The 26,169-nt window shown below is 65.2% G+C and carries 22 protein-coding genes; 13 read left to right on the top strand and 9 right to left on the bottom strand.

From position 1 onward, the window contains the following. The 4 genes from FS507_RS12935 to FS507_RS12920 form a co-directional block, all read right to left on the bottom strand. Positions 1 to 2,076: a heavy metal translocating P-type ATPase gene (locus FS507_RS12935; RefSeq protein WP_260853428.1), complete on the bottom strand. Its 2,076-nt coding sequence runs from the start codon at positions 2,074 to 2,076 to the stop codon at positions 1 to 3. A gap of 32 nt (positions 2,077 to 2,108) precedes the next feature. Continuing rightward, positions 2,109 to 2,693 carry a YdhK family protein gene (locus tag FS507_RS12930; RefSeq protein ID WP_145943201.1) on the bottom strand — a complete coding sequence of 195 codons (585 nt, stop codon included), beginning with the start codon at positions 2,691 to 2,693 and terminating at the stop codon, positions 2,109 to 2,111. A gap of 157 nt (positions 2,694 to 2,850) precedes the next feature. Further along, positions 2,851 to 3,777: a MaoC/PaaZ C-terminal domain-containing protein gene (locus FS507_RS12925; RefSeq protein WP_260853426.1), complete on the bottom strand. Its 927-nt coding sequence runs from the start codon at positions 3,775 to 3,777 to the stop codon at positions 2,851 to 2,853. 15 nt (positions 3,778 to 3,792) lie between these two features. After that, the gene (locus FS507_RS12920; RefSeq protein WP_145943200.1) at positions 3,793 to 5,130 is read right to left on the bottom strand and encodes a 3-oxoacyl-ACP reductase; all 1,338 of its coding nucleotides are present in this window, start codon (positions 5,128 to 5,130) and stop codon (positions 3,793 to 3,795) included. 244 nt (positions 5,131 to 5,374) lie between these two features. Between FS507_RS12920 and FS507_RS12915 the strand changes: the two genes are divergently transcribed. Continuing rightward, positions 5,375 to 6,688: an acetyl-CoA C-acetyltransferase gene (locus FS507_RS12915; protein WP_145943199.1), complete on the top strand. Its 1,314-nt coding sequence runs from the start codon at positions 5,375 to 5,377 to the stop codon at positions 6,686 to 6,688. Positions 6,689 to 6,775: 87 nt separating this feature from the next. Here FS507_RS12915 and FS507_RS12910 read toward each other — a convergent pair whose 3' ends face one another. After that, entirely contained in the window at positions 6,776 to 8,047 is a 1,272-nt protein-coding gene (locus FS507_RS12910; RefSeq protein ID WP_145943198.1) for a DUF4185 domain-containing protein, read from the bottom strand. A gap of 66 nt (positions 8,048 to 8,113) precedes the next feature. Between FS507_RS12910 and FS507_RS12905 the strand changes: the two genes are divergently transcribed. Genes FS507_RS12905 through FS507_RS12890 form a run of 4 tightly spaced genes read left to right on the top strand, consistent with a single transcriptional unit; the run spans position 8,114 to position 11,799 of the window. Further along, positions 8,114 to 8,527, top strand: coding sequence for a hypothetical protein (locus tag FS507_RS12905; protein WP_145943197.1), 414 nt, complete (start codon positions 8,114 to 8,116; stop codon positions 8,525 to 8,527). Positions 8,528 to 8,582: 55 nt separating this feature from the next. Then, on the top strand, positions 8,583 to 9,167 hold the full coding sequence (gene coaE, locus FS507_RS12900; protein WP_145943196.1) for a dephospho-CoA kinase: 585 nt from the start codon (positions 8,583 to 8,585) through the stop codon (positions 9,165 to 9,167). 5 nt (positions 9,168 to 9,172) lie between these two features. Continuing rightward, positions 9,173 to 11,302, top strand: a complete 2,130-nt coding sequence (gene uvrB / locus FS507_RS12895; RefSeq protein WP_145943195.1) for an excinuclease ABC subunit UvrB — start codon at positions 9,173 to 9,175, stop codon at positions 11,300 to 11,302. A 50-nt stretch (positions 11,303 to 11,352) separates the two neighbouring features. Further along, on the top strand, positions 11,353 to 11,799 hold the full coding sequence (locus tag FS507_RS12890) for a universal stress protein (RefSeq protein WP_145943194.1): 447 nt from the start codon (positions 11,353 to 11,355) through the stop codon (positions 11,797 to 11,799). A gap of 1 nt (position 11,800) precedes the next feature. Here the strand turns inward: FS507_RS12890 and FS507_RS12885 are convergent, their stop codons facing one another. Together FS507_RS12885 and FS507_RS12880 are read right to left on the bottom strand one after the other, a co-directional pair. Further along, positions 11,801 to 12,274 carry a nucleoside deaminase gene (locus FS507_RS12885; protein ID WP_145943193.1) on the bottom strand — a complete coding sequence of 158 codons (474 nt, stop codon included), beginning with the start codon at positions 12,272 to 12,274 and terminating at the stop codon, positions 11,801 to 11,803. 10 nt (positions 12,275 to 12,284) lie between these two features. Beyond that, complete coding sequence (locus tag FS507_RS12880; protein ID WP_145943192.1) at positions 12,285 to 14,579, bottom strand: HelD family protein; 2,295 nt, start codon at positions 14,577 to 14,579, stop codon at positions 12,285 to 12,287. Positions 14,580 to 14,759: 180 nt separating this feature from the next. On the opposite strand from FS507_RS12880, the gene FS507_RS12875 reads away from it, so the two are divergent. Further along, positions 14,760 to 16,169 carry an NCS1 family transporter gene (locus FS507_RS12875; RefSeq protein WP_145943191.1) on the top strand — a complete coding sequence of 470 codons (1,410 nt, stop codon included), beginning with the start codon at positions 14,760 to 14,762 and terminating at the stop codon, positions 16,167 to 16,169. Further along, entirely contained in the window at positions 16,166 to 16,888 is a 723-nt protein-coding gene (locus FS507_RS12870; RefSeq protein ID WP_145943190.1) for an aspartate/glutamate racemase family protein, read from the top strand. The genes FS507_RS12875 and FS507_RS12870 overlap by 4 nt, the downstream gene beginning before the upstream one ends. A 4-nt stretch (positions 16,889 to 16,892) precedes the next feature. On the opposite strand, the gene FS507_RS12865 is transcribed toward FS507_RS12870, so the two are convergent. Further along, the gene (locus FS507_RS12865) at positions 16,893 to 17,525 is read right to left on the bottom strand and encodes an MBL fold metallo-hydrolase (protein WP_260853425.1); all 633 of its coding nucleotides are present in this window, start codon (positions 17,523 to 17,525) and stop codon (positions 16,893 to 16,895) included. A gap of 123 nt (positions 17,526 to 17,648) precedes the next feature. On the opposite strand from FS507_RS12865, the gene uvrA reads away from it, so the two are divergent. Then, a complete protein-coding gene (uvrA, locus tag FS507_RS12860; protein WP_145943189.1) occupies positions 17,649 to 20,495 on the top strand; it encodes an excinuclease ABC subunit UvrA in 2,847 nt (948 codons plus the stop codon). On the opposite strand, the gene FS507_RS12855 is transcribed toward uvrA, so the two are convergent. Continuing rightward, on the bottom strand, positions 20,487 to 22,385 hold the full coding sequence (locus tag FS507_RS12855; protein WP_145943188.1) for a DUF2339 domain-containing protein: 1,899 nt from the start codon (positions 22,383 to 22,385) through the stop codon (positions 20,487 to 20,489). The genes uvrA and FS507_RS12855 overlap by 9 nt on opposite strands. 285 nt (positions 22,386 to 22,670) lie before the next feature. On the opposite strand from FS507_RS12855, the gene infC reads away from it, so the two are divergent. The 5 genes from infC to pheS all read left to right on the top strand — a co-directional run bounded on the left by infC (position 22,671) and on the right by pheS (position 26,092). After that, a complete protein-coding gene (gene infC / locus FS507_RS12850) occupies positions 22,671 to 23,192 on the top strand; it encodes a translation initiation factor IF-3 (RefSeq protein ID WP_075815431.1) in 522 nt (173 codons plus the stop codon). Between the two features lie 49 nt (positions 23,193 to 23,241). After that, complete coding sequence (gene rpmI / locus FS507_RS12845) at positions 23,242 to 23,436, top strand: 50S ribosomal protein L35 (RefSeq protein ID WP_075815429.1); 195 nt, start codon at positions 23,242 to 23,244, stop codon at positions 23,434 to 23,436. Positions 23,437 to 23,537: 101 nt separating this feature from the next. Then, positions 23,538 to 23,921, top strand: a complete 384-nt coding sequence (rplT, locus tag FS507_RS12840) for a 50S ribosomal protein L20 (protein WP_075815427.1) — start codon at positions 23,538 to 23,540, stop codon at positions 23,919 to 23,921. A gap of 129 nt (positions 23,922 to 24,050) precedes the next feature. Beyond that, positions 24,051 to 24,938 (top strand): TrmH family RNA methyltransferase, encoded by an 888-nt coding sequence (locus FS507_RS12835; protein ID WP_440130360.1) that lies wholly within the window; start codon positions 24,051 to 24,053, stop codon positions 24,936 to 24,938. Positions 24,939 to 25,069: 131 nt separating this feature from the next. Further along, a complete protein-coding gene (pheS, locus tag FS507_RS12830) occupies positions 25,070 to 26,092 on the top strand; it encodes a phenylalanine--tRNA ligase subunit alpha (RefSeq protein WP_145943263.1) in 1,023 nt (340 codons plus the stop codon). The last annotated feature ends 77 nt before the right edge of the window (positions 26,093 to 26,169 follow it).

Raw genomic sequence — 26,169 nt, 5'->3', positions numbered from 1 at the left:
TCACTCCCCTGGACGGCCATGAGGAGCTGACCGATGCAGGTCGACCCGGCGCAGCAACTGGGCGTTCAACGCGACCACCACCGTCGACGCCGACATCAGGATCGCGCCCACACTCATCGGCAGGACGAAGCCGACCGGCGCAAGCACCCCGGCGGCCAACGGCACAGAGACCAGGTTGTAGCCTGCGGCCCACCAGAGGTTCTGGGTCATCTTGCGGTACGTGGCACGCGAAAGGTCGATGACGGACAGGACGGACCGGGGATCGGAGCTGGCGAGGATGACGCCGGCTGAACCGATCGCGACATCGGTCCCTGCGCCGATGGCGATTCCGACGTCAGCGGCGGCGAGTGCGGGGGCGTCGTTGACACCGTCGCCGACCATGGCGACCCGCCGTCCCTGGTCATGGAGCTCAGAGACCTTCGCGGCCTTGTCCTCGGGACGGACCCCGGCGAAGACCCGGTCGATCCCGAGTTCCGTGGCGACGGAATCCGCCACTGCCTGCGCATCACCGGTGATCATCATGACCTGTGCACCCCGCGTGTGCAGTTCCTCGACCGCCTCCCATGATTCGGGACGGATCTCATCGGCCAACCGTAGTGCGCCCGCCACCGTGCCGTCGACGAGGACGTGAAGGATGATGGCACCTTCCTCACGCCAGTGGTCTGCATCGGCCAGTTCAGAGGCCCCGTGCTGTTCAAGGAGGTAGGGTCCGCCGACCTCGACGGTGGCTCCGTCCACTGTGGCCTTCACTCCGACGGCTGGTGATGAAGAGAAGTCCGTTGCCCGGGGGACAGAAAGCTCGCGACGCTGTGCAGCACCCGTGATCGCCCGGGCCAGAGGATGTTCGCTGTCGGTTTCCGCAGCTGCCGCGACCGAGAGAATCCGGTCCTCGTCGAGACCGGCGTCGCCGACGGCGATCCCGGTGACGGCGGGTTCGCCACGGGTGAGGGTCCCGGTCTTGTCGAAGAGGACGGTGTCCACCGACCGCATGGATTCCAGAGCGAGCCGGTCCTTGATCAGGATGCCTGAGCGCGCCGCGCGTTCCGTGGCGATCGACACCACCAGAGGGATGGCGAGGCCGAGCGCATGGGGGCACGCGATGACCAGGACGGTGATCGTACGGACCACGGCATCCTCCGGCCGTCCGGCGACGGACCAGACCACCGCCGTGATGACCGCGGCTCCGAGCGCGAACCAGAAGAGCCATCCCGCAGCGGTGTCGGCGAGTCGTTGCGCCCGTGAGGAGGAGTTCTGGGCCTCGGATACCAGCGCCCGGATACCGGCCAGGGCGGTGTCGTCCCCGACGGCACTGATCTCCACTCGGAGGCCGGAATCGGTCGCGACGGTACCGGCGACGACATCGTCGCCGACGTCGCGGCGGACGGTCGCTGATTCGCCGGTCACCATGGATTCGTCCATGGACGCCGAGCCGTCGACAATGGTGCCGTCGGCGGGAACGGAGGCACCCGGCCGCACGATCACGACATCATGCAACTGGAGTTCGTCCGGAGAGACCGTGGAGACTGTCCCGTCCTCCGCGACCTTCTCGGCTTCGTCTGGCAGTAGTGCGGCAAGTGAATCGAGCGCAGACGAGGTCTGTGCCAGGGACCTCATCTCGATCCAGTGGCCCAGAAGCATGATCACCACGAGCAACGCCAGCTCCCACCAGAAGTCGAGCTCGTGGCTCAACAGGTGGAGACTTGCGCCCCAGGAGGCAATGAAAGCGACGGTGATCGCCAGCGCGATCAGCAGCATCATCCCCGGTTGCCGCGACATGATCTCGTCCTTGCCGCCCGTCAGGAACGGGCGTCCTCCCCAGACGTACATGACGGTTCCGAGCACAGGGGATACCCATTCGACGATCCCGGTGTCCGGCAGGGTGTATCCGATCAGGCTGGCGAACATGTCGTTGAACGCCACGACGGGAACGGCGAGGACAAGCATGATCCAGAACAGGCGTCGGAACTGGGCCACGTGATGGCCGTGGCCGCTGTGAGCGCCGTGGCCGTCGTGCTCAGAGTGTGCGTCGTGACTCTGTTCGGTGTGTGCGTCGTGGTGAGTGTGGTGGTCGTGCATCTCGCGGTTCTCCTCCTTGGGCCTCAGAGCGGCTACTCGGCCGGGCGGATCTCGCTCTCGGTGACCCATTTGTGGTTCGTCATGGTCATGCCGTCGGCATCGTAGTCGACCATGTAGACCGTCTCATCGGTCGAGCTGTCGATCGTCGCCTCGGCGCCGTCCATCCCCGGCATGTGGTCGGCCTCGAGGGTGACGGTTTCGCCGTCCGCCACCCGCTCGTCGCCGACATCGGCGAGTTCCTCCTGGACGACCCACTTGTGGTCGGAGACCGGCTCGCCTCCGTCGGTGGGGGTGTAGGAGACGGAGTAGGTGTAGGTGTCGAAGGCCCCCGAGATGGTCGCGGTGGCACCGTCCATGCCTGCCATGTGGTCGGCCGTGAGCACGACGTCCGTTCCCACGGGATAACCGGGGTCCTCTGCCTCGGTTATGCCCTCGGGAGCGGGGCCTCCGTCAGCGGGATGGTCCATGTGGTCCATATGGTCCATGTCGTCCATGTGTGCGTCGTCGTGCGGGGTTTCGGTTGTCGTGCTGTCATTCTGGTCGGAGCTGCATGCTGTCAGCGTCAGTGCGCCGCCGAGGAGAGCAACTGCGGTCAGGGTTACCAGTCGTCTGGTCATACGGGGTCCTGCCTTCCGTGTGGTTGTCGGTATACCCCTAGGGAGTATACGTTCTCCGCCTGTAGGCACCCCCGTCTGAGCGGGGCGGCACTGCAGAAGCCCCGCACACCGGGGGTGTGCGGGGCTCGGTAACGATGCTGGCGAGGCAACGGGGTGACTACGCGGGCGTCACCTCTGCGATCGCGTGGAGCGTCTCCAGTTTGGAGGCCTTGCGCAACTGGATGTTCCAGTTCTCGCCGTCCTTCTCCGTGAAGAACGCGACCTTCGTGGGGAGGACGATCGGCTTGGCGAACTCCACCGAGTACTTCCCTGCGGCCGGCAGCAGGCCTTCCAGCCCGCTGAGGATCCGGGCCGCTGACCACATACCGTGGGCGATCGTCGCGGGGAAACCGAATGCCTTTGCGCCCAATGAGGACACGTGGATCGGGTTCTTGTCGCCTGAGGCGTCCGCGTAGACCTTGATGCCGGCCTGATCGACAGGCCACGTCGCCGTCGGTGTGGGGTCCTCCGGGACATCGGGACGTTCGAACAGGGAACCGGTGTCCTCGTCGCGGCCCGCCACAGTGGCGTCGGCGGAGGACGATAGTTTGGCGCCCTTGGCGAGGAAGCCGGACGTCTGCCTCCACACCGGGGTGTCGCTGTCCTCACCTTCGACGAAAACCTCGGTGACCATGTCGATCAGCAGTCCCTTGCGGTGCCTACGCAGGTTCTCGGCGTGGGTACGGATGTGCAGCACATCGTCAACGGTCAGCGGGCGGGACTGCTCGATCACGTTGGTGAGATGCACTCCGCCGACGGCGTTGAAAGGGAAGTCGTCGGTCGACATCACCTTCATCACCAGTGCGAAGGAGATCACGTAGGGGTAGGTGTACGGCAGCTCGTTGCCCAGGCGCAGGCCGGTGGCGTCCGCGTACGCGGCGAGGTGGGGGATATCGATGGTGACACCCTTGACCTCGAAACCCGTCGACGGGTCCTTCGTGGCTGACCGCTTTGCGCCGACCACAGGAACCATGTTCTTGGCGGCACCCTTGTACTCCGCCATGAGGTCGGGGATGGCGGGGAGTTCCTTGTAAGTGACAGTCACGGTGAGGGTTCCTTCCTATGCGCCGAGCAGGTTCTGGCCGCAGACGCGCACCGTGTTGCCGGTGACGGCGTTGGACGCGTTGCCGGCGAAGTAGGCGATGGTCTCTGCGACATCGACGGTGTGGCCGCCCTGCGCCAGGGAGTTGAGACGACGACCCACTTCGCGGGTGCCGAAGGGCATCGCGTCGGTCATGGCGGTCTCGATGAAGCCCGGTGCCACGGCATTGACCGTGATCCCCTTGTCGGCGAGTTCCTCGGAGAAGGAGTCGACGAGGCCGACGACGCCGGCCTTGGTGGTGGCGTAGTTGGTCTGACCGCGGTTGCCGGAGATGCCGGCCATCGAGGACACGCCGACGACACGTCCGCCGTCAGCGAGCCCGCCGTTCTGCAGCAGCCCCTCGGTGATGCGTACCGGTGCGACGAGGTTGATGTTCTGCACCATGTTCCACCGGCCCTCGTCCATGTTGGCGAGCAGCTTGTCGCGGGTGACTCCGGCGTTGTGGACGATGATGTCGACCTTGCCGCCGTGGCGCTCCTCGGCGTGGGACTTGATCTTCTCTGCCGCGTCAGGTGCGGTCACGTCCAGGGGCAGGGACGAGCCCTTGACCGCGTTGGCGGTCTCCGCGAGACCCTCGCCGGCGGCCGGGATGTCCACGCAGATGACCTTGGCGCCGTCGCGGCCGAGAACCTTGGCGATGTCGGCACCGATACCGCGGGCGGCACCGGTGACCACGGCGATCTTGCCGGCGAGCGGCTCATCCCACGACTCGGGGGCGGTGGAGGCGTCAGCGGAGACCCGGATGACCTGGCCGTCGACGAAGGCGGACTTGCCGGAGAGCAGGAAGCGCAGAGTGGATTCGAGACCGGTCAGGTCAGAGGAGGTCTCCGGTGCGACGTAGACCAGTTGTGCGGTCGCACCGCGGCGCAGTTCCTTGGCCACTGACCGGGTGAACCCTTCGAGGGAGCGCTGGACGATGTGCTCGTCACGGTCCTTCACCAGTTCGGGGGTGGTGCCGATGACCACCAGTCGGGCGCAGGGGAGCAGCTTGCGCATCTGCGGGTTGAAGAAGTCGAAGAGCTGGTGGAGCTCCTCCGGCTTGGTGATGCCGGTGGCGTCGAAGACGAGAGCGGCACGCTTGGCGTCGGTGCCGCCGTCGACGAACTGGTAGTCGTTGCTCAGCAGCGGCTTGACACCTGCTGCGACGCGGCCGTCGCCGCCGATGACCACCGGACCGTCCAGGGCGGGCTCGCCCTTCTTGTAGCGACGCAGCGGCTCACCCTGGGGGACACCGAGCTTTCCTGCGAGGCTGGAATTGACGACCTGATCAAGCAGGCCCTTGTTGGAGGAAGACAACGTTCGTAACTCCTTGGTAGTGGATCCGTTATTCGAAAGCGTACCTACGGACGCCCGAACAATGTATGTTCACATTTGTACCCTAGTGTGTGACCCCGAACCACGTCTCAAGATTCCGTGACGGGGGTTACATAAAAATTCAGGGGCCGGTCCAGACGGAACCGCACCGGTAGACTTCCCGGCAACGTCTGGCCGACACCACGACCCACGACGACACGACAACACACGATGGAGAAACACCCAGATGACTACTTCGCCTCGTAAGGTCGCCATTCTCGGCGGCAACCGCACCCCCTTCGCCCGCTCCAACAAGGAGTTCGCGAACGCTTCCAACCAGGACATGCTGACGGCGGCCATCAACGGCCTGGTCGCCCGTTACGGCCTGCAGGACGAGCAGTTGGGCATGGTCGTCGCCGGAGCAGTCCTCAAGCACGCCCGTGACTTCAACATGACCCGCGAAGTCGTGCTGGGCTCCGCACTGGACTCCCAGACCCCCGCTTTCGACCTTCAGCAGGCCTGTGGAACGGGCCTGGCGGCCGCCATCCAGGTCGCTGACGCCATCGCGCTTGGTCGTATCGACGCCGGCATCGCCGGTGGTACCGACACGACCTCCGATGCGCCGCTGGCCGTCAACGACGAGTTGCGCAAGACCCTGATCAAGGTGAACAACGCCAAGACCACCGGTGAGATGGTCAAGCTGCTGGGGACGGTCCGTCCGTCCCAGATCGCTCCGGAGCAGCCGCAGAACGGTGAGCCGCGCACCGGCCTGTCCATGGGTGATCACGCCGCCATCACCGCACGTGAGCTCAACGTGACCCGTGAGGACCAGGACAAGCTGGCAGTGGAGTCACACCAGAAGCTCGCCGCAGCCTACGACGAAGGCTTCTTCGACGACCTCGTGACCCCGTTCCTCGGTGTCCAGCGTGACACCAACCTGCGCGCCGACTCGTCGGTCGAGAAGCTGGCGAAGCTCAAGCCGGTCTTCGGTAAGAAGGACGCCGCCGCCCACGGCACCCAGGCGACCATGACCGCAGCCAACTCCACCCCGTTGACCGACGGCGCCTCTGCGGTGCTGCTTGCCTCCGAGGAGTGGGCAGCGGCCCACAACCTGCCGGTCCAGGCCTACCTGGTCGACTCCGAGACCGCATCGGTCGATTTCCTGCACGGTCGTGACGGACTGACCCCTGACGGACTGCTGATGTCCCCGACCTACGCAGTGCCGCGTCTCCTGGAGCGCAACGGTCTGACCCTCCAGGACTTCGACTTCTACGAGATCCACGAGGCTTTCGCGTCCCAGACCCTGGCGACCCTGCAGGCGTGGGAGTCCGAGGACTACTGCCGCGACCGTCTCGGCCTGGACGCCCCGCTGGGTGCCATCGACCGTTCGAAGCTGAACGTCAAGGGCTCGTCGTTGGCCGCAGGCCACCCCTTCGCCGCGACCGGTGGCCGCATCATCGCCACTGCCGCGAAGACCCTCGAACAGAACGGCGGCGGTCGGACCCTGGTCTCCATCTGCGCCGCCGGTGGACAGGGCGTCACCGCGATCATCGAGCGCTAGGTGTACTCCAGACGGTAACCCCGCAGACAGCAACCCCGGAGGTCGGCCACACCGACCTCCGGGGTTGCTGTCTGCTTCGGGGAATGGTCAGTCCAACACGCGGTCCAGGTCGGTGCGCAGCATCGCTGTGTTGTAGCCCGACCACGTCGTCATCACGAAATACAGGCGCGACGGGTCGTCCGCGGCCTGCGTCGGCACCATGAACGCACCGTAGGCGTCCGGCGTCTGGAGCCGGGAAACCACGGTCTTCTTCCCCGACCACGGTCCGGTGGGGGAATCCGCCTCACGCAGGACGATTCCCTCGGTGGACTCGTACATCGCCAACCATGAGTCGCGGTAGTCGTTGTACTGCACCGAGAGCTCCGAGACCCGCCCGTCCAGGACTTTCGCCGCGGAGGTGGCGTCCTCCGTCCACCGGGATCCGTCCCAGTACTCGGCGCGTGACCAGTCGGGGAAGGTCGGCTCACTGATGCGGGCGAGTCGCGCCGCCCCGTCCCGGCCGCTCGGAGTGCCGTAGGCGTAGACGTAGTCTATCCCGTTCTCCGAATGCTTGGTCAGGGCGGTCATCTGAAAGTTGTCGACCACCGCACGGCCACCGGTGACACGGGCGATCCTGTCGTCTCCGGATGCCTTGGAGGATGCCCTGGTCGACGCGTCCACAGGCAGGAATTCCTTGCCTCCGTCGGTGGACTCCACCGTCTGTGCGTAGTTGGTGGTCCACTGGCCGGCATTCCCCCAGGATTTCACCGACATGAAGTCGACGTACTGGCGACCGTTGACCTCGATACCCGAGGTCGGGATCTTCGTGTGCTCGACACCGGGCTCTTTCAGGGACACCGGGAGGAATTCACCGGACCGCCCGCCGTCGGCGGTGCCGTCGAGGTACAGCCCGTCGGAGGGGTCGGTGTCGTGCGAGGAGAACAGTGCATTGGAGTGCCACCCGCTGAGACCGGAGTCGCATCCGAAGCTGTCGCCGAAGGCCATGAGAGTCTGGCCGGCGCCCGCATCCCACATGAAACCGAGGTCGGTGGACGCCAACCCCAGCCGCTGGGTTTCGTCCGGACTGTTCGGCCCGGTCACCATGTACATCGCCTCGGTCGGGCTCGACACGTTCGGAAGATCCCACGGTGTGTCGCCGGCCCAGGACGTCAGAGATCCTGAGGTGCTCGAGCTACCGGAGCTGCCGGAGCTGCCGGACCCCGAACTGAGTAGCGCCGACGCCCGGTCGATGAGGTTGGGGGCGTAGGTGTCGCACGGAGCGGCGGAGGCAGAGCCGGTGCCGAGGACGGTCGCCGTCGCTGCCGTCACCACTGCGGTGAGGGTTACCGTCGAGACCCGTCGGAGAGAGGAAGAGTACATGGGGCTCCTGTGAAGAAACATCATTAAAGTTACGCAAGGGAATAAGTGCGACTATAGTCCAGTGGCATGACGCGTACTCCTTTCCGGCGGATGACAGCAGGCGCCACGGTTCTCCTCGCCGTAGCCATCGTGTTCGCTCCTGCTGCCAACGCTGCCGACGCTGACACGACCGAGACGATTCCGGACCTGCCTGACCTTCAGGAGGTCGACGGTTCGGCGGGGAGCCTGCTCAACCGCAATCTCGGCACGGGAGACCAGGCGTTCTGTGCTGACATCGGTCAGCGGCTCTCGGAACTCGCCGGACAGTGGGCCGAGGCGAATGAGGCAGCGGCGCGGGAGACCGCCAATCAACTCCGCTATCTCTTCGCCAACGCCAATGCAGCGAACGTCCAGTGCCTCACGGCCGCGGGGGCGGCCCTGACGTCGTCCGGCACCGGCTCAGTGACCGGCTCTCTCACGTTGCCGTTGCCCGGCTCCTGATCCGTCCGCGCCTCGACCGGTGCCGATACCGGCCGACAGCGCTATCCTTGACGACATGCGCATTATCGGCCTGACAGGTGGTATCGGTTCCGGAAAGACGACGGTGGCCGAACGGCTCCGGCAGAAAGGCGCGTTCGTCGTGGACGCCGACAAGGTGGCCCGTGAGATCGTGGAACCGGGTCAGCCGGCGCTCGCCGAGCTCGCCGACGCTTTCGATGGCGTGCTCACCCCGGAAGGGGGGCTCGACCGGGCGGAGCTCGCCCGCCAGGCGTTCGCCTCGACCGCTGCCACGGACAGACTCAACGCCATCACCCACCCACGCATACGCGCCCGTACCGCAGAACTCTTCGACACCGCCGCCGAGGAGGGGCGGGACGTGGTCGTCTACGACATGCCGCTGCTCATCGAGAACGGTGAGACCGAGACTGTCGACACGGTTCTCGTCGTCGACGCCCCCGATGACGTGCGTATCGCGCGTCTCGTGGAGTCCCGGGGCCTGGACGAGGACGACGCCCGCCGTCGCCTCGCCGCACAGGTGGACCGGCAGACGAGGCTCGCGGCCGCGGATGTCGTCCTGGACAACAGCGGCGACCTTGAAGCGCTGGTCGCCCAGGTCGACGCATTCTGGGACGAGGTGTAGCTTCCATGGCTTTCGCAGCAGAACACCCGGTCCTCTCCGAATCCGAGTTCCGGCCGGTCGGGGAGGTGGAGCGCAGCGACGCCCGGTTCGAGGTCATCAGCGACTACGAACCCGCCGGTGACCAGCCGGCCGCGATCAAGGAACTCGATGAGAGACTGAACCGGGGGGAACGCGACGTCGTCCTCATGGGTGCCACGGGTACCGGCAAGTCGGCGACCGCGGCCTGGCTCATCGAGCAGCAGCAGCGCCCCACGCTGGTGATGGCACCGAACAAGACGCTCGCGGCACAGCTGGCGAATGAACTTCGTAGTCTGCTCCCCAACAACGCCGTCGAATACTTCGTCAGTTACTACGACTACTACCAGCCGGAGGCCTACATCGCGCAGACGGACACGTACATCGAGAAGGACTCGTCGATCAACGACGACGTCGAACGTCTCCGCCACTCCGCGACGTCCAACCTGCTGTCACGTCGTGACGTCGTCGTCGTTTCCTCGGTCTCCTGCATATACGGGCTGGGGACCCCGCAGTCCTATCTCGACAGGTCCGTGGTCCTCAAGGTCGGGGAAGAGGTCGAGCGTGACCGTTTCCTCCGTCTCCTGGTCGACATCCAGTACGACCGGAATGATGTCTCGTTCACCCGTGGGGCGTTCCGGGTGAAGGGAGACGTCGTGGACATCATCCCCGCCTACGAGGAACTGGCGGTGCGCGTCGAATTCTTCGGAGACGAGATCGACAGTCTCTTCTACATCCACCCTCTTACCGGGGACGTCATCCGGGAAGTAGAGGACATCCGGATATTCCCGGCCACACACTATGTGGCCGGGCCGGACCGTATGGAGAAGGCGATGGAGGATATCCGGGCGGAGCTCGAGCAACGCGTCGCCGAACTGGAGGGCCGGGGAAAACTGCTTGAGGCGCAGCGCCTCCGTATGCGCACCGAATACGACCTGGAGATGATTCAGCAGGTCGGCTACTGCTCGGGTATCGAGAACTATTCGCGCCACGTGGACCAGCGCGAGGCGGGTTCGGCCCCTGCGACGTTGATCGACTACTTCCCGGAGGACTATCTCACCATCATCGACGAGTCCCACGTCACGGTACCGCAGATCGGTGGCATGTTCGAAGGCGACATGTCGCGCAAGCGCAACCTCGTGGACTTCGGTTTCCGTCTGCCCAGCGCCCTGGACAACCGACCCCTGACCTGGGAGGAGTTCGACGACCGCAAAGGGCAGTGCGTCTACATGTCGGCGACTCCGGGCGACTACGAGATGGCGGCGACAGGTGGCGAGTTCGTCGAACAGGTCATCCGTCCGACGGGTCTGGTCGACCCGAAGGTGGAGGTCCTGCCTACCGAGGGACAGATCGACGATCTCATCGAGCAGATCCGTCAGCGTACCGAAAAGCAGGAACGCGTCCTGGTGACCACCCTGACCAAACGAATGGCAGAGGATCTCACCGACTATCTTCTCGAGCACGGCGTGCGGGTGCGGTACATGCACTCGGACATCGACACACTCAAGCGGGTGGAGTTGCTGCGGCAACTCCGGCTGGGGGAGTACGACGTCCTCGTCGGTATCAACCTGTTGCGTGAGGGGCTCGATCTTCCGGAAGTCTCGCTCGTGGCCATCCTCGACGCAGACAAGGAAGGTTTCCTCCGGTCGGAACGCTCCCTGGTGCAGACCATCGGACGTGCCGCCCGAAATGTCTCGGGTGAGGTCATCATGTACGCAGACAAGGTCACCGACTCGATGCAGTACGCCATGGACGAGACCGAACGGCGGCGTGCCAAGCAGATCGCCTACAACGAAGAACACGGAATTGACCCGCAGCCCCTGCGTAAAGCGATCGCAGACATCCTCGACCAGGTGTACGAGAACCGCAGTGAGGAGGGGGACGGGGCGTCGACAGGTTTCGGTGCGGACGTCAACGTCGCCTCGGGCGACTCTGTGGCGGCCGGAGCTCAGGACACAGGGTCCATGGCGCGGCCCGAGCTCGAGAAGCTCATCGCGGATCTCACGACGCAGATGCAGGATGCCGCGCGGGAACTGAAGTTCGAGCTCGCTGGGCGGCTGAGAGATGAGATCGCCGACCTTAAGAAGGAACTGCGCGGCATGATCGAAGCAGGGATCTGACTGGGGTAGGCTTTCGTGTGGAAACCATCCACGATCACAAAGGGCTGGCAGTGAGCGATAGCACCACCTATGAGACCATCGTCGTCGGAACCGACGGATCATCGTCATCCGTCCTGGCGGTGAAACGGGCAGCAGCACTGGCCGCGGCATTCGATGCCCGGCTGGTGATCGGATGCGCCTACTACAAGAACGCCGAGTCGGCGGTGAAAGCTATCCGGATGGACTCGAAGACGGTGGTCGGAGGGGACCCGGCACAGGAGAATCTGGCTGCGGCGGTCGCCGCGGCCGAAGAAGTGGGGGCCACGAAAGTCTCCACCGCCGTGAAGGAGGGGGCCCCGGTGGACGCCCTCATGGCCATCGTCACCGACGAGTCGGCGGACCTGCTGATCGTCGGCAACCGCGGCATCAACTCACTGACCGGACGGCTGCTCGGATCCGTGCCGGCGGACGTCGCACGTCAGTCCGACTGCGACGTGATGATCGTCCACACGGTGTAGTTCACGACGGCCGGTGCAGTTCCCGGACCTCCCGGGACAGCTCGGCGTCAGGGCCGTCGACGGTGATCCCGGGGACGATGTCCCGGACCTGCAACGAGGCGACCGGTGCGGCAGGCCGCCCGTCTTCTGAGGCCCAGGCCTTGAACTGCTTCGCCGACGAGGCGTAGACGATGCGGCCGAGACCGGCCCAGCCGTGCGCGGCCGCGCACATCGGACAGTGCTCACCGGAGGTGTAGACCGTGCTCCGCGACCGCTCACGGGGGTCGAGATGCGCGATGGCCCACTCAGCTGCGGTGAACTCCGGATGCCGCAGGGGACTGGAGTCGGAGACCACCCGGTTGCGGTCAGAGAAAAGGACCTCACCGTTCTCCCCGACGAGCACGGTCCCGAAAGCATCGTCGCCCGCACGGCGGGCCTCACGGGCCTGGTCGACGGCGAGACGGAGGAATCCACGGTCACGGTCAGAGATACTCATCCCTCCATTACTACCAGGGTAACGGCAGGTCATGGACGAGACTCAGACCCTGTGTGGCACGCGTGACCGCCACGTAGAGGTCGTTGAACCCCTGCGGGGAGGCAGACACGATCTCCTCCGGTTCCACGAGCACGACCTCGTCGAACTCCAGGCCTTTGGCCCCGTTGACATCCGAGACCAGCACGGCATCTGCCGCGAACTCCTGTTCAAGGCCGGCGATACGCTGCGGGGCGGCGATGATACCCACCAGCCCCTCACCCGCACTGTCCGTAGCACTGGAGACCGCGTCCGGCAGTCCGGTCATCTGGAACTCCCGGACGCCGCTCCCCGTGTCGCGGAGACAGGCGGGAACGTCCTGACCAGGTGCGACCTCGGCGAGGATACGGGTGGCGATCTCGGCGATGTCCGCCGGCGTCCGGTAGTTCACCGTCAGTTCGTGGAGCTTCCACCGGTCCTTGACGAACGGTTCCAGTGCGGTGGCCCAGTCCTCGACACCCGCCGGGCTGCCGGTCTGGGCGGGGTCTCCGACCAGTGTCATCCAGCGGTTCGGTGAGCGGCGGAAGATCATCCGCCACGCCATGGCGGACAGCTCCTGGGCCTCATCGACAATGACGTGTCCGAACGCCCAGGTGCGGTCAGCCGCGGCGCGTTCCGCCGTGGACATCGACGACCGGACGCGCTGACGTTCGGCGAGTTGTTCGGCGTCGATGACGTCATAGGCCATGAGAATCTCCGCGTCGGTACCGTCGTCGAGATCCTGGTAGGCCGACCCACTGAGGATGTCGAGGGCTTCCTGCGCCTCATCCACCTGAGATTTCCACCGGCGACGTTCCTCTGCCTCCGCCTCTTCGGCTCCGGCGATACCGAGGATCTCGGCAAGCTCATCCAGCAGCGGGGCGTCCGCCTCGGTCCAGTCATCCGGAGCATCCTCGCGGAGCAGGGATGCCCGGGTCAGGTCGTCGTAGTCGCTGGCTGCCGAGTCGATTGCCTCTCGTGAACTGAAGAGCCCCGAGAGCACCTCCTCGGCGGTGAGCTCCGGCCACAGGTCGTCGACGGTGTCGGCGATGGCGGGTTCCTCCGCCAGGTCCTCGCGCAGCTGTTCACGGTCGGCTGTGGTCAGGAGGTTCTCCCCGCCGAGCGGGTCGGCACCGATGGCGTCCGCCATGGCATCGCGCATGAGGTCGAGCACGGCATCCCGGAACCGGCTGCGGGCCAGGTTGTGGGGGCGGTGAGTCCGGCGGGCCCGCGCACGTGCCTGCCGGGCGATCTGTGGAGTCAGGGACACCGTGACACCGTCGATGAGGAAGTCCACGGGCTGCTCCGGCACCATCTGCAGGTCGCGCACTGCCCGTGACAGGATCTCGAGCATCTCCAACGACCCCTTGACTTCCTGTGTGCTCAGCGACTCCGAACTCAGCGGGCGTGCGGTGATGCCGGGCAGCAACGAGCCAGGTGTGGCCAGAACGACGCCGGTCTCACCCAGACTGGGCAGCACCTGTGAGATGTAGTCCAGGAAACGACGGTTGGGGCCGATGATCAGCACGCCGGTGTTCGAGAGCTGCTCGCGCCACGTGTACAGGAGGTAGGCCGTCCGGTGCAGCGCGACCGCGGTTTTGCCGGTGCCGGGGCCACCCTGGACCACTGTCACACCGCGGTGGTCCTCGCGGATGATCCGGTCCTGCTCAGCGACAATAGTGTCGACGATGTCGTGCATGTGGCGGTCCCGGGCACGGTTCACCGCATGCAGGAGGGCCCCTTCCTGTGCGACGGATCCGTCCCTGTCACCGGCACTGTCGTCGCAACCGCCGGAAAGCCGCTCGTCGGCGACGTCGGTTACGGTACGACCACGCGTCCGGATGTGCCTGCGGACGTGGACTCCTTCAGGATGAAGCGTGGTGGCCAGGTAGAACGGCCGGGCAAGGGGAGCCCGCCAATCCATCAGGAGGGTCCGCATGTCGTCGTCTGAGGTGTGTAGCCCGATGCGACCGATGTACCGGCGGTCAAGGGCAGGCTCCCCGGGAATGTCCGTGACAGGGTTCTCCGGGTCATCGTCATCGACGTCGATGCGTCCGAAGAACAGCCCGATCTCCGCGGCAGAGAACTCGTCCAGGCGTCCTGCGACCTCGTAGGTCTCATGGTCACGCTCGAGGAGTGTCTGCGGCTGATCGATATCGGCGCGGCGACGCTGCGCTTTGCGCATCCGGTCTGTGAGGCGCTCGCGTGACTCGTCGACGACAGCGAGCAGAGCATCGAGATGTTCCTGCTCTGCGGAGATGTCGGGGTGCTCGGAAGAGGTGGCGCTCATGGTCTCCTGAATCTCTTGAACGGGTTCCGTCGGCGTCGCGACAGGAACGGCCATTCTACGCCGTGGAAGACAGATGTCGGCACGTCGCGTCTGTTCAGCCGGGGGAAAAGAGGACGAAACAAAAATATGCTGTGCTGGTATCAAGAAAACCTATGACGTTTCAGCGAGAAGGAATCCACCGTGACCAACGAGAGAACCCCAGAGAGCTCGCCGGCGACCGGCCCGGACCACGCGGGGAAGGCCGCTGGCGAGGAGTCCCTTGCACCCCAGCAGACCCGCATCATGGGCAGGACATCCTACCTCTTCGCCTGGATGGGAGGCTGTGTCTCGATCGGCACCTTTACCATGGGATCCTCGTTGGTGGGCACCCTGAACCTTGTGCAGGCCATCGTGGCCATGGTGATCGGGTGCGTGGTCATCACCGCGGGCCTGACGATCAACGGCGCCGCCGGCCACCGATGGGGCATCCCTTTCATGGTCCAAGTTCGTAGCTCCTTCGGGTTCGTCGGCACGAGGATCCCCGGCCTGGTCCGCGCCCTGCCCGCCCTGGTCTGGTATGGGTTCCAGAGTTGGGTCGGGGCGATGGCGATCAATTCCATCAGCGACACCCTCTTTGGGTTCAGCAACATTGTGCTGTTCTTCATCCTCTTCCAGGCACTGCAGATCGCCCTGTCGGTTGCAGGCTTCCAGGGCATCAAATGGCTGGAGAACATCGGTGCGGTCTTCATCCTCTGCGCGCTGGTGTACATGTTCTTCAGTGTGATCGACCGCTACGGGGCGGAGCTCGGCGAGAGCCTGCACGCCGAGGGCTCCTGGGGGCTGCCATTCTGGGGAGCCACGATGCTCTTCCTCGGCATCTACGCCACGATGATGCTTAACGTAAGCGACTACTCGCGTGAACACTCCACCTCCAGCGGGCCGGCGACGATGTTCTCGCTGTACACCGCGGCGATCCTGCCCGTGACCCTGTTCATGGGGCTGATCGGCCTGATGGTCTCGGAGGCGACCGGAGTGGTCGACCCGATCGACGTGTTCTCCAACGCGGTCGACAACACCCCGCTGCTAGTCGTCACGCTCCTGTTCATCGCTTTCGCCCAGGTAACCACCAACGTCCTGAACAACGTGGTTCCCCCCACGTACGTCCTGATGGACATGTTCCGCATAAAGTTTCGCACCGCTGCGGTTCTGGTGGGTGTGCTTGCTCCGGCGACGTTCCCCTGGCTGCTGGTCCGCGACGAGAACGCCGACGGCCTGCAGACGTTCGTGCAGGTGTACTCCGCCTTCCTGGGGCCCATCTTCGCGGTCATGGTCGTGGACTACTATCTGATCCGACGCCGGTACCTCGACATCACCGAACTCTACGATCCTCGCGGACCGTTCCGTGGGGTGAACTGGGCGGCCGTCGTCGCCGTAGTCGTCGGTGTCCTCACGACCCTTCCTTTCTCCGACGTCGGATGGTACGTGAGCCTTGTGCCTGCGGCACTGGTTTACTGGGTGCTCATGAAGACACTGCCGTCCTCCCGTCGCTTCCTCGCGGGCATGGAGGCCGCAGCTGTCGCCGACACCACCACTCAGAAGGAGCGAGCATGAGAATCCTCGTCGTTAACGTCAACACCACCGCCTCGATGACCGCCTCGATCGGCACGCAGGCGGAGGCCGCGGCATCCGGCGGTACCGAGATCGTGGCGCTGACCCCACGCTTCGGTGCAGAATCCGTCGAGGGGAACATGGAGAGCCACCTGGCCGCTGTCGGCGTGATGGAAGCGGTCTCCCGGTACAACGGACCGTTCGACGCGGTCATCCAGGCCGGTTTCGGCGAGCATGGCAGAGAGGCGCTGCAGGAGATGCTGGACGTCCCGGTGGTCGACATCACCGAGGCGGCCGGCCATATCGCGAGCCTAGTCGGACGCTCCTACAGTGTGGTGACCACACTCGACCGGACCGTGCCGCTCATCGAGGATCGTCTAATCTTGGCGGGACTCGACCGTACCTGCGCCTCCGTGCGGGCCTCGGGGCTGTCCGTGCTGCAGCTGGAGGAGTCTGCAGAAGCCGCGGTTGAGGCCATCGCCGAGGAGGCGAGTCTCGCGGTCGAGCAGGACCGCGCCGAGGTGATCGTCCTGGGCTGCGGGGGAATGGCGGGACTGGACGAGGCGGTTCGCGCTGCGACAGGAACACCCGTGGTGGACGGAGTCGCGGCTGCCGTCCAGTTGGCGGAGTCGCTGGTGAACCTCGGGCTTACCACATCGAAGATCCGGACGTACGCCCCGCCACGGCCGAAGCGGATGGCAGGGTGGCCGCTGCAGAACTAGCGGCTCACCACCCGCGTTCGCGCCACTCCTCCAGATGTGGACGTTCTGCGCCGATGGTCGTGCTGTCCCCGTGCCCCGGATGCACCCGGGTGCTGTCGGGAAGACTGAAACAGCGGCGTGAGACGTCGGAAAGCAATGACGTGAAGTCCTCCGCCGTCTCGGTCTTGCCGACTCCCCCGGGGAACAAACTGTCCCCGGAGAAGAGATCCTCGGTGCCGTCGGGCTGAGGGAGGATGACGCCCAGGCCTCCGGCCGTGTGGCCACGGAGCAGAACCAGTCGCATCCCGAGAGCATCCAGGGCAGGGGAGGAGGTGATGAAGGTCTCAGGGGTGTCGCTGTCCGGATCATGACCCCAGGTTCTGTCCACGGTGGCCGGAATGTCCGGTGCATCCTGGGCCGAGGCATGGTGGCGCGCTCCGGTGGCGGCGAGGATCTCGCCGAGTGCCTGGACATGGTCGTCGTGCCGGTGTGTGGTGAGCACATCGGTGATCCGTACGCCGGCATCGGCGGCGACTGCGAGAAGTCGCCGGGCGTCGTCCGCCGCATCGATGAGCAGCGCGTCGCCTCCGGCGCTGACCAGGTAGCAGTTGTTGCCCATCGGGCCTACTGTCGTCGTGGTGATCTGTGCGGAATCCATGGTCCCCACCATAGCGGTGCCACCACCTCGGCGGCACCGTTGTTTTCGACTATCCGTTCGACTGCGCGGGGGCCTTCACGTACGATGGCGACGCAGTGACGAACTTCCATGAAGGAGAACCGGGTGGCTGAGATCCTCACCGTGCGCGGAGCGCGGGAACACAATCTGCAGGGCGTGGACATTGACCTGCCGCGCGAGCGGATGATCGTCTTTACCGGGCTGTCCGGCTCGGGAAAGTCATCGTTGGCCTTCGACACCATCTTCGCAGAGGGGCAGCGACGGTATGTGGAGTCGTTGTCCTCCTACGCGCGCCAGTTCCTCGGTCAGATGGACAAGCCGGATGTCGACCTCATCGAGGGCCTGTCCCCGGCTGTGTCCATCGACCAGAAGTCGACGAACCGGAACCCCCGGTCGACGGTGGGAACGATCACCGAAATCCACGACTACCTCCGTCTGCTGTTCGCACGCACAGGAGTGGCCCACTGCCCGGAATGCGGAGAACGTATCCAGGCACAGACGCCCCAGCAGATCGTCGACCAGATCCTGGACATGGAGGAGGGGCTGAAGTTCCAGGTGCTCGCACCGGTCGTACGGACCAGGAAAGGCGAGTTCGTCGACCTCTTCGAGGACCTGGCCTCGGACGGTTACTCCCGTGTGCTCGTTGACGGAGAGACCTACCGGCTTTCCGACCCGCCCACCCTGGAAAAGCAGGTCAAGCATGACATCGACGTGATCGTCGACCGCCTCCAGGTCAAGTCCTCCCAGAAGCAACGGCTCACCGACTCGGTGGAAACGGCCCTACGGCTCGCGGACGGCCGTGTCGTCATCGACTTCGTCAGCCTCGAGGACACCGACGACAACCGTTACCGTCGGTTCTCCGAACACATGGCCTGCCCGAACGGTCATCCGCTCGCGATCGACGAACTGGAACCCCGGAGCTTCTCCTTCAACAGTCCGTACGGGGCATGCCCGGTGTGCGACGGCCTCGGTACGCGCCTGGAGGTCGATGAGAAGCTGATCATCCCGGACGATGATGCACCGCTGCTGTCCGCCATCGCCCCCTGGGCATCCAGCCCGAACCACAAGTACTTCGACAAGCTTCTCGCCGCGCTGGCGGAGAATATCGGCATTGACCCGCGGACGCGGTGGTCCGAACTCACGAAAAAGGAACGGAAGGCCGTTCTCCACGGGCATCCCGAGGAGATCACCGTGCGTTACCGCAACCGTTACGGCCGGTCGCGCCAGTATTCGGCCCCCTTCGAGGGCGTCATGCCTTACCTGCACCGCAAGATCGACCAGGCGGAAAGCGAGCACCAGAAGGAACGTTATCTCGGATATATGCGGGAAGTTCCGTGTGCCACCTGTGAGGGAACCCGTCTCCGGCCGGAGATCCGCATGGTCACGATCAGTTCGGAACTCGGCGAGAAGTCGATCGCGGATGTCTCGGACCTGAGTATCGAGGCTGCGAGCGACTTCCTGGACCGGCTGAGCCTGTCGAAGCGTGACGAAATGATCGCCGGCCGGGTACTGAAGGAGATTCAGGCACGGTTGACATTCCTCCTCGACGTCGGTCTGAACTACCTCAACCTGTCCCGTGCGGCGGCCACCCTGTCCGGTGGTGAGGCACAGCGTATCCGGTTGGCGACGCAGATCGGTTCCGGTCTTGCCGGGGTGCTCTACGTCCTCGATGAACCTTCGATCGGTCTGCACCAACGGGACAACAAGCGACTCATCAGCACACTTCAGCATCTTCGGGACCTCGGGAACACCCTGATCGTGGTGGAACATGACGAAGAGACCATCAGGACAGCCGACTGGCTGGTCGACATCGGCCCACGTGCAGGTGAGTACGGCGGGAAGATCGTCTACGAAGGGGAGCCCGACGGCATCGTCGACGCAGAGGAATCGCTCACCGGCCAGTACCTGTCAGGGCGGCGGGTCCTCGCCGTCCCCGACAAGAGACGTGAGGTGGACTTGTCGCGGTCGATCACGGTGCACGGGGCGACGGAGAACAACCTCAAGAATGTCACCGCCAGTTTTCCGCTGGGAGTCCTGACCTGCGTCACCGGCGTGTCAGGCTCCGGTAAGTCCAGTCTTGTCAACGGCATCCTTGCACAGGTTCTCGCCAATGAGCTCAACGGTGCACGGCAGGTCCCGGGGCACCACAAGAAGGTCACCGGCCTCGATCAGCTCGACAAGCTCGTTCGGGTGGACCAGAGCCCGATCGGTCGGACCCCCCGGTCCAACCCGGCGACCTATACCGGGGTCTTCGACAAGATCCGCACCCTTTTCGCCGAGACGACCGAGGCGAAGGTCCGCGGGTACAAGGCCGGTCGCTTCAGCTTCAACGTCAAGGGCGGCCGGTGTGAGGCCTGCCGTGGCGACGGGACGCTGAAGATCGAAATGAACTTCCTGCCGGACGTCTACGTCCCGTGTGAAGTGTGTGACGGCGCGCGGTACAACCGGGAAACCCTCGAGGTCCACTACAAGGGGAAGACAATCTCCGAGGTCCTGGACATGCCGATCAACGAGGCCGCCGAGTTCTTCGCCCCGATCACGTCGATCGCCCGCTACCTGGACACGCTCGTCGATGTCGGGCTCGGGTACCTGCGGCTCGGTCAGGCAGCGACGACACTGTCCGGTGGTGAGGCCCAACGTGTGAAACTGGCCAGCGAGCTGCAGAAGCGTTCCAACGGGCGGACCGTCTACATCCTGGACGAGCCGACGACGGGTCTGCACTTCGAGGACATCCGGAAGCTGATGCTGGTCATCCAGGGTCTTGTGGACAAGGGCAACACGGTCCTCGTGATCGAGCACAACCTCGATGTGATCAAGGCCGCGGACTGGGTCGTCGACATGGGCCCCGAGGGGGGCTCGGGCGGCGGAACCGTCGTTGCGGAGGGGACTCCGGAGGACATCGCCGCGGTGGATGCGTCCCACACCGGCTCATTCCTCACAGAGCTACTCTGACGTCGGGGCGGGGTGATCCCGTCTGCGTTCGCGCAGAATCGCGGCACCCAGGAGAATCGCCCCGCAGATGATGAAGACCGCAACCTGGATCAGGCCTGCCAGGGCCGAGAGGTCATAGAACACCAGTTTCGCCGACGCCAGCAGTGCCAGTGCGAGCCCGGACGCTCCGTTGTCCCGGGCGAGCATCGTGACTCCGAGCCCCATCCATGTCACCGAGGTCACCAGGTGACCCGCCATGAACGCGACGTCAGACTCACTCGCGGTCAGGAAGATCAACGGAAGCGCTGAGGTGACCACGACCAGCACCACCGCAGCGAGGATCAGTGAGATCTCTCTCGTGGCACCCAACCGCCGCGAGTAGACCAGCGCCAGTGCACCCGGGGCGGCCGTGAGGACGAGAGCGGGCCACATCAGGACAGGGGAGGCGTCCGTGTCCACCCAGGCAGGTAACGCCCGGGGCACGGCGTAGATGAGGGTCACGGCGAAAACAATCCAGACCAGAGGGACCGGCACCCGGTCCGACAACAGCAACAGGATCGTGGCTACCCCGATGAGCGCGATCATCCACCACAGTGACGCTGTGGCATACGGGTCGTCCTGACGGATCATCAGCACGAGGACAATCCCGGCGACGCCGCAGCACAGTGCCGCGCGTAGTGCGGGGGAGCGTCCGTCGTGGTCTGGGACGTCGGGACGAAGCGGCATCTTCGACACGACGGACCCCGCTGCCGCATAGACGACCGGGCCGCCGGCGATGAGCAGGCACGCGACCGTGGTGGCGGCGACGGACAGATGGTCCGACCCGTCGGAGAGCAGCAGGATAACAGGGACTGTGGACACCGGTAGCCACCGTGACAGGGCGGACAGACCGGCTGGCTGCGCCGGTGTGCACCATGCCAGGCAGGACATCACGGCGACCCCGACGAGTGAACTGGCGACAAGCGTGACCCGTTGGCCGTCGCCGTACAGAACGACTGTCCCGAGAACGAAGACGGCGGCGGAGGACAGGGCGACCGCCTTCCACTCCCGGTGCCAGGTGGTTGCGGCGCCGATGAGAGCGAGGACGATGAGTGACAGGGCGTCAAAGCGGGAGGACGACGCGACCTGCAACAGGTGGATCACCGCCGGTGTGAGGAACCCTGTCCCGGCGAGTAGCAGGATCACCGCGAGAACCTGATGCGACCAGGACCAGGCTGTCAGGAGCCCGGCGGAAGCGATCCCTGCGACCAGGACAACCCCGAGTGCCGGGCTCGTCCATTCGAGGCCGAACACCAGCACCCAGAGGTCCGTGAACATGCCGAGGACTCCGACACTGATCAGTGCTGGTGCGGTGGGACCGTGGGGACTACGGTGGTGTACCGCGAAACCGCCGATGATCAGCAGGAGGCAGAGCACGGCCGCCCCGGAAACCGCGCTCGCCGGCCCGAGCCACCCACGGCTGAATGCCTGGACCGCGAGAAAGACCAGTCCGATGACGGTGATGACAGCGCCCAACACCGACACTCCGACGGTGATCTTGTCCTTGTCCTCCAGGAACCTGGAGACCGGCCCCGGTGGTGCCGGCTCCGCCCCGCCCCCGAATACTTCCACCTGGGGGCTGGCTCCCGACGGTGCAGGGAACGGCCCGGGCCCGGCCGACCGGGCCGTGGGCCATGATTCGGGTCGCGTGGCGTCGGCCTCCCCAGCCGGTGCTTCAGTTTTCGCTGGTGTCGACGGTTCTGTCGGTTCCGTCGGTGCCGTGTCCAGCCGGGCCAGCAGTTCCGTGGTGATCCTCACCGTCTCGTGGTGCGCCTTTTCCGAGCGCAGGAGGGCCGACTCGAGTTCGCGGCGCAGCTGGTCGATGTCAGGTGGCCGGCCCCCGGACTCCTCGGACGTGTACATCCTGTTCATGAGCTAAAACTACCAGGCAGATGTCCACGGATGCGGAGTTTGTGTGTCCGGCAGTGCAGTGCTAGTGTTGTGCGCACTACCGCCTGTCAACGATGTCAGGCTGCAAGTGGAGTCACTCCCACCTGAGACCGCCTCTCCGGCAGGGCTCGGGTCACTGGAACGGTCGCCCATCGCCACCCCGTGGAGAACCGGCGGCCGTCCGAGGTGCGGTACAGAAGTGCCGTCCGGGGGATAACACTCGCAGTACGCGGTACACGTTTCTACCACTGCTACTGAGGAGTTCTCATCAGCGCACAAGCTCGCATAAACGACCGGATTCGAGTTCCCGAGGTCCGACTCGTCGGTCCGGGTGGCGAACAGGTCGGTATCGTCCGTATCGACGATGCACGCAAGCTGGCCTATGACGCGGATCTCGACCTGGTCGAGGTTGCACCGAACGCCAAGCCGCCCGTGTGCAAGATCATGGATTTCGGCAAGTTCAAGTACGAACAGGACCAGAAGGCTCGCGAGGCTCGGAAGAACCAGCAGCAGACCGTGGTCAAGGAACAGAAGTTCCGCCCCAAGATCAGCGACAACGACTACGAGACGAAGAAGTCCAACGTGGTCCGGTTCCTGGAGAAGGGGTCCAAGGTCAAGGTCACCATCATGTTCCGCGGACGAGAGCAGTCCCGCCCTGAGCTGGGTTTCAGGCTGCTCGAGCGGCTGGCTGAGGATGTGCGTGAGTTCGGCGTTGTTGAGACCCGTGCAAAGCAGGACGGTCGCAATATGACGATGGTGCTGGGACCTGTCCGCAAGGGCAAGAAGTAGTTCCCCGACCCCGGTCGGCACCTATCCACGAAGAAGTTAAGGATCCACGATGAAGCAGAAGACCCACAAGGGCACCGCCAAGCGCATCAAGGTCACCGGTTCCGGCAAGCTGCGCCGCGAGCAGGCCAACCGTCGCCACCTCCTGGAGGGAAAGCCCTCCAAGCGCACCCGTCGCCTCAAGGGCACCGAGGACGTTGCACCGGCGGACGTCAAGCGCGTCAAGCGTCTGCTGGGCAAGGCCTGAGCGCCTTCTCTCGTCTCGACTCGTAACCCGTAATTCCAGGAACCGCCGGGGCACCGGTAGTTCCCGAAGATCAAGAAGCTAGAAGATAAGGACGTCCCACCATGGCACGTGTCAAGCGCTCAGTGAACGCGAAGAAGAAGCGCCGCGAAATTCTCAACGAGGCCTCCGGCTACCGTGGCCAGCGCTCCCGCCTGTACCGCAAGGCCAAGGAGCAGGTCCTCCACTCCAAGACCTACGCGTTCCGCGACCGTCGTGCCCGCAAGGGCGAGTTCCGCAAGCTGTGGATCCAGCGCATCAACGCCGCCGCCCGTGCGAACGACATCACCTACAACCGTCTGATCCAGGGTCTGCGTCTCGCAGGCATCGAGGTCGACCGGAAGAACCTGGCCGAGATCGCCGTCTCGGATCCGCAGGCTTTCACCGCCCTGGTTGAGGCAGCCAAGGCCGCCCTCCCGGCGGACGTCAACGCGCCGCTGTCCAACTAAGGTCGCCGGCGTCCCACCGCGTCACCGCCCGGTACGATCCACGGGCGGTCGGCGCGGTTTTCGCGTATCCGGACACCGGGACAGCCTCGCCGGTGGGTCAGCTCCCGCGCCGCGGTAGGATCGTTGACCATGACTGAACTCCCGTCCGCACCACCCCCCGCACGGCCTCTGGCATCCGACTGGCGGACCTGGATGGCTGACGAACCCTTCACTGAACGGACACCGCGTATCGTCAACGCGGCGAAGCTGCACCGTGCCGCTGCGCGGAAGAAGGCCGGACGCTTCCTCGCCGAGGGCGCCAACGCCGTTTCTGCGGCGTTGCGCTACGGCGACGTGGTCGAGGTCTACCTCACCGAGGAGGGCCTGGAGAGTATCGGTGCCCAGCTTGACCAGCTGACCGGTGAGGATCTCCGTGGAGTCCGTGTCCATCTGATCACCGTCCGTGCCGCGTCAGCCCTGTCGGAGTCGGTGTCTCCCACCGGCATCTTCGCGCTCTGCCAGAGTCAGCTCGTAGACCTGTCGGAGGCGGTGCAGGGCGATCTGGTCGCCGTACCGGTGGAGACGGCCGAGCCCGGGAACGCCGGCGCACTGGTCCGTGTCGCCGACGCCACCGGTGCAGCCTCCGTCGTATTCGCCGGATCGACGGTGGATCCCCAGGGGGGTAAGGCCGTACGGTCCTCGGCCGGGTCCCTGTTCCATCTCCCGGTCGCGCGTCACACGGGGGTCGCCGACGTCATCGACCTGCTCCACGACCGTGGCTACACCGTGCTGGCGACCGCCGGGGACGGAGACATCTCCCTTGACGCTGCCGCCGCGTCGCAGGACGGCGACGTCCCGTTGCTCGGACAGAAGATCGCCTGGCTGTTCGGTAACGAGGCCCACGGTCTCGGCGACTGGCAGGACCTGGCGGATGTCAGGGTGTCAGTCCCCATGGGTGGAAGGGCAGAGAGCCTGAACCTCGTGACCGCAGCGGCGATCTGCCTGTATGAGACGGCACGGGTGGCCCGGGGCGCGTGACGGTGTAACGCAGGTCGTGCCCGACATCCTGGTGCGCGGGTGACATTGGTATCATCTTGAATCGACTCCAAAAGGGGATCGACCGGGACAACAATGAGTGCGAGGTGCGCTAGGTGGCTGACGACATCGACATGAGTGAAGCCGGACTGGAGGCTGCGGCTGACGCCGCCGTACAGGCGTTCGCCGCTGCCGGGGACCTGGATTCCCTGGCCGGGCTGCGTCGTGCCCACCTCGGTGACGACGCTCCCGTGCCGTCCGCACGCCGTAACCTCGGCTCCCTGCCGAAGGACCAGCGCAAGGACGCCGGCCGTCTCGTCAACCAGGCCCGCGGGCGAATCGAGAAGGCGTACGCCGAGGCGAAGACCGCTCTTGAGGAGAAGCGGAACGCGGAAGTCCTGGCCGCGGAGCGTATCGACGTCACCCAGCCGACCGCACGCGGCCAGCGCGGTGCCCAGCATCCGATCACGATCCTCTCCGAGCAGATCGCGGACATCTTCGTCGGTATGGGGTGGGAGATCGCCGAGGGGCCGGAAGTGGAGGCGGAGTACTTCAACTTCGACGCACTCAACTTCCTGCCGGACCACCCCGCGAGAACGCTCCAGGACACGTTCCACGTCGGGCCCGAAGGCTCACGGCAGGTCCTGCGGACGCACACGTCCCCCGTGCAGGTGCGGACGTTGCTCGAACGTGATGTCCCGGTCTACATCGCGTGCCCGGGACGGGTCTTCCGTACCGATGAGTTGGACGCGACACACACCCCCGTCTTCCACCAGGTCGAGGGACTGGCCGTGGACAAGGGCCTGACGATGGCCCACCTCAAGGGCACGCTGGACCACCTGGCACGCACCCTCTTCGGCGAGGATGCGGTCACGCGGATCCGTCCGAACTTCTTCCCCTTCACCGAACCTTCGGCGGAAGTGGATGTCTGGTTCCCCGACAAGAAGGGCGGCGCCGGCTGGATCGAATGGGGCGGTTGCGGCATGGTCAACCCCAATGTGCTGACGGCTGTGGGAGTGGATCCCGAGGCCTACTCCGGCTTCGCCTTCGGCATGGGGATCGAGCGGACACTGCAGTTCCGCAACGGACTCCCCGACATGCGCGACATGGTGGAGGGCGACATCCGCTTCACCGAACCTTTCGGTATCCGCGGCTGAGTCCGGCCGGCGTCCCGTCAGGCCCGGCCCACGTCCTACTGCGACACCACCGGAACAACCCCGTAACAACCTAGAGG

The sequence above is a fragment of the Corynebacterium glyciniphilum AJ 3170 genome (assembly GCF_007673095.1).
GTDB lineage: Bacteria > Actinomycetota > Actinomycetes > Mycobacteriales > Mycobacteriaceae > Corynebacterium.
The sequence above is the reverse complement of the archived record's forward strand: the minus strand, read 5'-3'. Positions and strand labels throughout refer to the sequence as shown.

Coding starts and splice junctions, on each gene's coding strand:
- FS507_RS12935 (WP_260853428.1), bottom strand. CDS start 2,076: ATGCACGACCACCACACTCACCACGACGCACACACCGAACAGAGTCAC.
- FS507_RS12930 (WP_145943201.1), bottom strand. CDS start 2,693: ATGACCAGACGACTGGTAACCCTGACCGCAGTTGCTCTCCTCGGCGGC.
- FS507_RS12915 (WP_145943199.1), top strand. CDS start 5,375: ATGACTACTTCGCCTCGTAAGGTCGCCATTCTCGGCGGCAACCGCACC.
- FS507_RS12910 (WP_145943198.1), bottom strand. CDS start 8,047: ATGTACTCTTCCTCTCTCCGACGGGTCTCGACGGTAACCCTCACCGCA.
- FS507_RS12905 (WP_145943197.1), top strand. CDS start 8,114: ATGACGCGTACTCCTTTCCGGCGGATGACAGCAGGCGCCACGGTTCTC.
- coaE (WP_145943196.1), top strand. CDS start 8,583: ATGCGCATTATCGGCCTGACAGGTGGTATCGGTTCCGGAAAGACGACG.
- uvrB (WP_145943195.1), top strand. CDS start 9,173: ATGGCTTTCGCAGCAGAACACCCGGTCCTCTCCGAATCCGAGTTCCGG.
- FS507_RS12885 (WP_145943193.1), bottom strand. CDS start 12,274: ATGAGTATCTCTGACCGTGACCGTGGATTCCTCCGTCTCGCCGTCGAC.
- FS507_RS12880 (WP_145943192.1), bottom strand. CDS start 14,579: ATGAGCGCCACCTCTTCCGAGCACCCCGACATCTCCGCAGAGCAGGAA.
- FS507_RS12870 (WP_145943190.1), top strand. CDS start 16,166: ATGAGAATCCTCGTCGTTAACGTCAACACCACCGCCTCGATGACCGCC.
- FS507_RS12865 (WP_260853425.1), bottom strand. CDS start 17,525: ATGGATTCCGCACAGATCACCACGACGACAGTAGGCCCGATGGGCAAC.
- FS507_RS12855 (WP_145943188.1), bottom strand. CDS start 22,385: ATGAACAGGATGTACACGTCCGAGGAGTCCGGGGGCCGGCCACCTGAC.
- rpmI (WP_075815429.1), top strand. CDS start 23,242: ATGAAGCAGAAGACCCACAAGGGCACCGCCAAGCGCATCAAGGTCACC.
- rplT (WP_075815427.1), top strand. CDS start 23,538: ATGGCACGTGTCAAGCGCTCAGTGAACGCGAAGAAGAAGCGCCGCGAA.
- FS507_RS12835 (WP_440130360.1), top strand. CDS start 24,051: ATGACTGAACTCCCGTCCGCACCACCCCCCGCACGGCCTCTGGCATCC.
- pheS (WP_145943263.1), top strand. CDS start 25,070: ATGAGTGAAGCCGGACTGGAGGCTGCGGCTGACGCCGCCGTACAGGCG.